Source organism: Serratia sp. MF1(2023) (assembly GCF_030954545.1).
GTDB lineage: Bacteria > Pseudomonadota > Gammaproteobacteria > Enterobacterales > Enterobacteriaceae > Serratia > Serratia sarumanii.
Genome location: NZ_JAVHUX010000033.1, coordinates 1 through 6,687, shown reverse-complemented (window position 1 = coordinate 6,687; position 6,687 = coordinate 1). Strand labels below are relative to the sequence as shown.

At 61.7% G+C, this 6,687-nt stretch carries 4 protein-coding genes and 1 tRNA gene; 2 read left to right on the top strand and 3 right to left on the bottom strand.

Annotation, left to right across the window (positions count from 1 at the left end; all coding sequences use genetic code 11):
- Nucleotides 1-174 precede the first annotated feature (174 nt).
- The 3 genes from mscM to rsgA all read right to left on the bottom strand — a co-directional run bounded on the left by mscM (nt 175) and on the right by rsgA (nt 5,555).
- Entirely contained in the window at nt 175-3,522 is a 3,348-nt protein-coding gene (gene mscM, locus REA38_RS16165; protein ID WP_308886236.1) for a miniconductance mechanosensitive channel MscM, read from the bottom strand.
- Nucleotides 3,523-3,535: 13 nt separating this feature from the next.
- The gene (gene asd / locus REA38_RS16160) at nt 3,536-4,429 is read right to left on the bottom strand and encodes an archaetidylserine decarboxylase (RefSeq protein ID WP_033636775.1); all 894 of its coding nucleotides are present in this window, start codon (nt 4,427-4,429) and stop codon (nt 3,536-3,538) included.
- A 76-nt stretch (nt 4,430-4,505) separates the two neighbouring features.
- On the bottom strand, nt 4,506-5,555 hold the full coding sequence (gene rsgA / locus REA38_RS16155) for a small ribosomal subunit biogenesis GTPase RsgA (protein WP_004929686.1): 1,050 nt from the start codon (nt 5,553-5,555) through the stop codon (nt 4,506-4,508).
- A gap of 240 nt (nt 5,556-5,795) precedes the next feature.
- On the opposite strand from rsgA, the gene orn reads away from it, so the two are divergent.
- Both orn and REA38_RS16145 read left to right on the top strand, forming a co-directional pair.
- Nucleotides 5,796-6,341: an oligoribonuclease gene (gene orn / locus REA38_RS16150; RefSeq protein ID WP_033636776.1), complete on the top strand. Its 546-nt coding sequence runs from the start codon at nt 5,796-5,798 to the stop codon at nt 6,339-6,341.
- Nucleotides 6,342-6,532: 191 nt separating this feature from the next.
- Nucleotides 6,533-6,608, top strand: a tRNA-Gly gene (locus REA38_RS16145).
- Nucleotides 6,609-6,687: the final 79 nt, after the last annotated feature.

Sequence of the window (6,687 nt, the reverse complement as noted above, 5' to 3'; positions counted from 1 at the left end):
CGAGCACGCTCGGGTGTGGTGAAATTGATAATGCCAAGAGCCTGGGAAAGTTCCATTTTAAGGGTCCATGATGATGCCATGGACCCTTTTTACAGCAACTACCGGATCGGTCAATTGATCCTTAAACGATCGGCATTAGGCATTTGCCGGCCCTTTTTTTATCGCGAGAACCGCTTACAGCCCCCCGGCGTCGCGCTTGGTGTTCGGCGCCGGCGTGGACGGCGGCGTACGGCCGTTGTTGGTCAGCCGCGACAGCGTCTCGGTGCGTACCTGGAACGGCGGGTACGGCAGCGTGATGCCGTGCTCGCGGTAGCCCGCCAGGATCAGCTGGTGGATCTCGTGGCGCAGCGGCATGCGGTGGCCCATCTCGGCGGCGTAAATACGCATCTCGAAGATCTGAATGCCCTGTTGCAGATCGACCAGGTAGACTTCCGGCACCGGATTGTCCAGCACCAGCGAACAGCGCTCGGCGGCGTTCATCAGGATCTTGGTCACCTCTTCGCTATTGGCCTCGCCCGGGGCCGGCACGGTCAGCACCACGCGGGTGATGGCGTCCGAGAGCGACCAGTTGACGAACTGCTCGGTGATGAACGCCTTGTTCGGCACGATGATCTCTTTGCGGTCCCAATCAGCGATGGTGGTCGCGCGGGTATTGATCTTGGTTATCGTGCCGGTCAGGTTGCGGATCGTTACGGTATCGCCGATGCGGATCGGCTTCTCGAACAGGATGATCAGGCCGGAGATGAAGTTGGAGAAAATCTCCTGCATGCCAAAGCCGAGACCCACGCTGAGCGCGGTGACCACCCACTGCAGTTTCGACCATTCGATGCCGATCCAGGAAAAGCTGAGAATGGCGCCGAACAGCAACAGCAGGTATTTGGTGATGGTGGTGATGGCGTAACCGGTGCCCGGCGACAGATCCAGGTGCTGCAGCACCGCCAGTTCCAGCAGCGCCGGCAGGTTGCGCACCAGCTGCATGGTGATGATCAATACCAGAATGGCGATCAGCACTGCGCCGAGGGTGATCGGGTGGGCGGTTTCCACGCCGTTGACCGTCGAGGTCACGTCCCACAGCGAGATATTTTCCAGGAAGCTGAAGGCGGAGTGGATCTCCGACCACAAAACGATCACCGACACCAGCGCGATCAGCGTCAGGATCGAACGCACCAGCCGCAGCGACTGGGCGCTGATGGTATCCAGGTCTATCTCTGAGTAGTCCATATCCACCGAACCTTCGGTGCTGTTCGGGGTATGCGAGGTTTCGTCTTCGCCGCGGGCGCGCTGGGCCAGAATGTCCGCGCGGCGCTGTTTGGCGCGGTCGAAGGCGATGCGTCGCCGTTGGATCAGCATCCAGCGGCGGATGATGTGGTAGACGACCAGCAGCAGGAACCAGATCGCCACCGAGGTTTCCAGGCGCGCCAACAGCGCCTGCGCGGTGGTGAGATAACCGACGCTCGACGCCAGCGCCGCCAGCAGCGGCGCCGACAGCAGCAGCCCCCAGAAGGCGCTGTTGAGCATGTTGTCGCCGGAGCCGTTTTTATCCAGATACAGCGGGATGCCGGCGCGCTTGAGGCTGTGGGTGACCAGCGCCAGCGCCAGACACAGCAGAATGAAGCACAGCCGCCCCAGCGTGTTGGCGAACTCGCGCTCTTTCAGGCTATCGAAGGTGATCAGCGCCATGATCAGCGGCACGATCAGCCAGATCGACATCTTGTAGTAGCGCATGGCGCGCGAAACCTGCTTCGCCGGCCAGCGGAAGTGCACGATGAACAACCCTTGCGGGTGGGCGAAGGCGGCGCAGATCATGCAGATCCACAGGATCGGCAGCGTGGCGGTCACCCCTTTGCCGATCGCTTCCGCCACCGGGTAGTTCCAGGCGCTCTGCAGGCCGTAGCCGAGCGCGGCCCACAGCACCGGCAGCGGCATCGCCACCAGAATCGACCAGAACACGGTGCGCACCGTCAGGAAGAATTCGTCCTGCGTCACCTTGCCGACGCGGCTGCTGGCGCGCTCGAGGAAGGCGTGGTAGTGCTTGCGCGAACTGATGCTGAAAATCACCAGCAGCAGGGCGCCGAAGATCGGGATCAGCGTTTCGCGGCTGGTCACCATCATCATGAAGGCGCCGCCGAGCTGCGACAGCGTGTCCAGCGACAGAACGCGCGTCAGATCGTGCGCCACGTTGAGCGGATAAGAGAAGTTGATCGGATTGACGTCCGGCACCCAGAACAGATAGCGGTGGGTGGCGTCGCGAATTTCGTTCAACGCATCGATCAACTGGGTGTTGGCCACCTTCAGCTTGGTCAGCTCGAGGATTTGGGTGTCGCAACCGGACAACAACGAGTTCAGCAGCTCGCGCTGGGTGCGCAGCTGGGCATCGACGATGCGCTGCTCCTGGTTGGTCAGCGCGCTGCCGTCGTCGCGCTTGAATTCGCGCTGCGACAGTTTTTCCAACTGAGTTTCAAACTGCAGGCGCTGCACGCGCAGCTGGGCCATGTCGCCGTCCAGCTGTTGCGGCTTGGGCATTTCCGGCAGCGTCGCCACCTGGGCGCGCAGGGTTTCCCCCAGCGCCGACGACGAACCGAGCCACTGGGCCTGCTCGATGATGGTGCTCAGCGCCTGGCGCACCTGCAGCGTCTGCGCCGCCGCCTGCCGCTGCTGCGATGAAATCAGATCCATGCGCTGCGCCTGGCTGTTCAGCGCGGCGGACAGTTCGCGGTTGATCTGCAGCTGTTGGCTGATGCTTTTTGGCAAATCGCCGTTCTGCTCGGCCAGCTGCTCGGTTTTTTCCAGCGCCTGTTCCGCTTCGCGTTGGCGCTGGGCGTTGAGGTTGTTGCGCAGCGCCTGCAGTTGAACGTCTATTTTCTCGTGGCGCTTTTTATAGACTTCGGCGCGCATGCGCGCCAGCTCCTGCCGGTTGTTGGCCGACAGCTGCGCCAGTTCCAGCTCATCCACTTTGGCCTTGCGCGCCGCGGCTTCGGTCTGCAGCAGGGCCAGGGCGGCCTGCGCGTACGGCGTGGTCGGGTTGGCGGGCTGCGCCTGCAGGCGGCGCTGCACTTCCGTCAGCGCACGGCGGGCGTCGGTCTGCTGCTGCGGCAGCTGGCCGAGCGAATCGCTGATTTCCCGCGTGCGATCCTGCTCTTGCTGCAGCAGGCGCGCCTGTTCCAGCAGCAGACTGCTGGTTTGCAGGATCTGCTGTTCCAACTCGGCGGCCGGCAGATCGTCGCCGTTCGGCAGGATCTTGTTGCTTTCCAGCACCAGCTGGCGGCGCAGTTCCTGCGTCATCTTCGGGAAATCGTCGATCACCCTCTGATACTGCTCGGAGCGAGTCTGCGACTCTTTACGCTCCGCCAGCCAGTTGAGGGCGCTTTGCAGCGCCTCGGTGGTCTCCGCCTGATTCGGCGCGTTTTTGCTGCTTTCCGCCTGCTTCAGCTCTTGCTTGAGCTGGGTCTCGGTCGGCAGGGGAGCGGCCAGCGCCGGTTGCCACAGCAGGCAACCGAGCAAAAGCGTGATGATCAGGCGCACGGCGTCGATTCCTTTAGAGCGGGGTCTGTGGTGTTTCAGCGGCGGCCGGGATTTCGGCGAACGCCTCACCCATGCGGGTGACGGTGCCGTTTTGCAACTGCGGCGCGAGTTGCACGCTGCCTGCGGTAAACAGATTGATCACCGTGGAGCCAAGCTTGAAGCGGCCCATCTCGGCGCCTTTTTCCAGCGCGATGGCGCCCTCTTCACCGGCGGCCGGGTAGGTCCAGCGTTTGATGATGCCTTCGCGCGGCGGTGTGACGGTGCCGGCCCAAACGGTTTCGATGCTGCCGACAATGGTGGCGCCGACCAGAATTTGCACCATTGGCCCGATGTCGGTGTCGAACACGCAGATCACGCGCTCGTTGCGCGCGAACAGGTTAGGCACGTTGGCGGCGGTGAGCGGGTTGACCGAGAACAGATCGCCCGGCACATAGATCATTTCGCGCAGCACGCCGGCGCACGGCATGTGCACGCGGTGGTAATCGCGCGGCGCCAGATAGGTCGTGGCGAACAGGCCGTTGCGGAACGGTTCGGCCAGCAGGTAGTTGCCGGCCAGCAGCGCTTCCAGGCTGTAGTGATGGCCTTTGGCCTGGAAGATTTGATCGTCGCGGATCGGGCCGAGCTGGCTGATGGCGCCATCGGCGGGCAGCGCCAGCCAGTTGGCGTCGGCGATGATTGGGCGTGCGCCATCGCGCAGCGGACGCACGAAGAAGTCGTTGAAGGTGGCGTAAGACGCCAGGTCCGGATTTTGCGCTTCCTGCATGTCCACGCGGTAGAAGCGGGCGAAGGCCTTGATCACCAGTTGGGTCAGCCAGCCGGCCCGTTTGTCGGCGCCCCAGCCCGCCAGGCGGGTCAGCGCCAGCTTCGGTAGCCAATATTGCAATTTAATCTTGATGCTATCCAGCACGTTAACCTCGTGAATCAGGGTAAAGGGCGCGCATTGTAACGAGGGCCTCGCCGTCGTCAATGCCCGCCCGTCAGTGTCAGTCTGCGGCGTCCGTGAAGTTCTTGCGAACCTTCACCTGCGCCATGCTTTCCAGAATGCGGTGATAGTTGTCGAAACGCTCTTCCGCGATATCGCCTTTCTCCATCGCCGCGCGGATGGCGCAGCCGGGATCGGTATCGTGGCGGCAGTCGCGGAATTTGCAACCGCCTAAATAATCACGGAATTCGACAAATCCGCGGGTGATTTGTTCCGGCTCCAGGTGCCACAGGCCAAACTCGCGCACCCCCGGGGAGTCGATCACGTCGCCGCCGTGCTGGAAATGGTACAGCCGCGCGGCGGTGGTGGTATGTTGCCCGAGGCCCGATACGTCGGAAACCTGATTTACCAGAATTTGCTCTTCGGACGGCGGCAGCAGCGCATTCAGCAGGCTGGATTTGCCGACGCCGGACTGGCCGGCGAAAATGCTGATGCGCCCGGCCAGCGCCTGTTCGAACTCCGCCATGCCTTCTCGCGTCTGGCTGGAGACTTCCAGCACCCGGTAGCCAATCTTGCGATAGATATCCATCATGCCGTCGACCAGCTTGCGCGCTTCGGCGTCCAGCAGGTCGATTTTGTTAAGCACGATCAGCGGCTCGACTTCGAGCGTTTCGCAGGCCACCAGATAGCGGTCGATGATGTTCAGCGACAGCTCGGGCAGGATCGCCGACACGATGACGATCTGATTGATATTGGCGGCGATCGGCTTCACGCCGTCGTAGAAGTCCGGGCGCGTCAGCACCGAGGTGCGTTCGTGCACCGCTTCCACGATGCCCTTCACCCCTTCATGGGTGCCCAGGCCGGGGCGCCACACCACGCGATCGCCGGTCACCAGCGAACGCAGCGTGCGGCGGATATTGCAGCGGTGCTGAGTGCCATCCGGCGCCTCAACGTCGGCGTGCATGCCGAAACGGCTGATGACGACGCCTTCCTGCGGCTCGCCCAGTTGGGAATCATCCGGTTCCGGTTTGTTATCAGCGCGCTTCAGACGGCGCTGATGGTTCGCCTGCACGCGGCGTTGCTGACCTTTGGACAGTTTGTTCTTACTCACTGCGCCTCACTTGACTCGATTTTATACCTTTACACGTACGGCGGCGGTTGGGGCCTTTCCCGGCCGCAGCCTTGAACCCGTCGGGGTATATGTCGCCCAGGGCGACCAAAAAGACTATGATACACGCTATTTTATATTAAATAACCGTTGTTAGCCGTCGGCTGCGGCGCGTCGCCACCGGCGGCGCCCGCCGTCTCGTCCGCACAGCGTTTTTCTCTCGGCTTTTAGGCAGGAAACATCATGACAGGAAACGAAAATAACCTGATTTGGATCGATTTGGAGATGACCGGGCTAGATCCCGAGCGTGACCGCATCATCGAGATCGCCACGCTGGTCACCGATGCCAACCTGAACATCCTGGCGGAAGGGCCGGTGATCGCCGTGCATCAGTCCGACGAACAGCTGGCGCTGATGGACGAGTGGAACGTGCGCACCCATACCGGCAGCGGGCTGGTGGAGCGGGTGAAAGCCAGCCGCCAGGACGATCGCGCCGCCGAGCTGGAAACGATAGCCTTCCTGCAGCAGTGGGTGCCGGCCGGCAAATCGCCGATCTGCGGCAACAGCGTGGGCCAGGATCGCCGTTTCCTGTTCCGCTATATGCCGGAGCTGGAGGCCTACTTCCATTACCGCTACCTGGACGTCAGCACGCTGAAGGAGCTGGCGCGCCGCTGGAAGCCGGAAATTCTCGCCGGCTTTAAAAAGCAGGGCACCCATCAGGCGCTGGACGACATTCGTGAATCGGTGGCCGAACTGGCGTATTACCGCGAACATTTCATCCAGCTCTAAGGTGCGAGGGCCTCTGCGGGGAAAAAACGCCGGTTTTAGCCGCTTAATTCGCCAATCTGGCGCTTTAATCGGCAATCAAACAAAAATCGCGTTTTTTTGCTTTCAGGGGCTTGCGGCAAAAAGGATTTCTCGTATAATGCGCACCCCGTACCGATGAAGAATTTCGTAACGTTCCACCATCGATACGCCGGGCGGGAATAGCTCAGTTGGTAGAGCACGACCTTGCCAAGGTCGGGGTCGCGAGTTCGAGTCTCGTTTCCCGCTCCAAATTCAACAATGTCGCGATGCGGCATGATGAATAAATAAAGCAGTATCAAGCAGTACCTATGCGACGCGGGAATAGCTC

Coding starts and splice junctions, on each gene's coding strand:
- orn (WP_033636776.1), top strand. CDS start 5,796: ATGACAGGAAACGAAAATAACCTGATTTGGATCGATTTGGAGATGACC.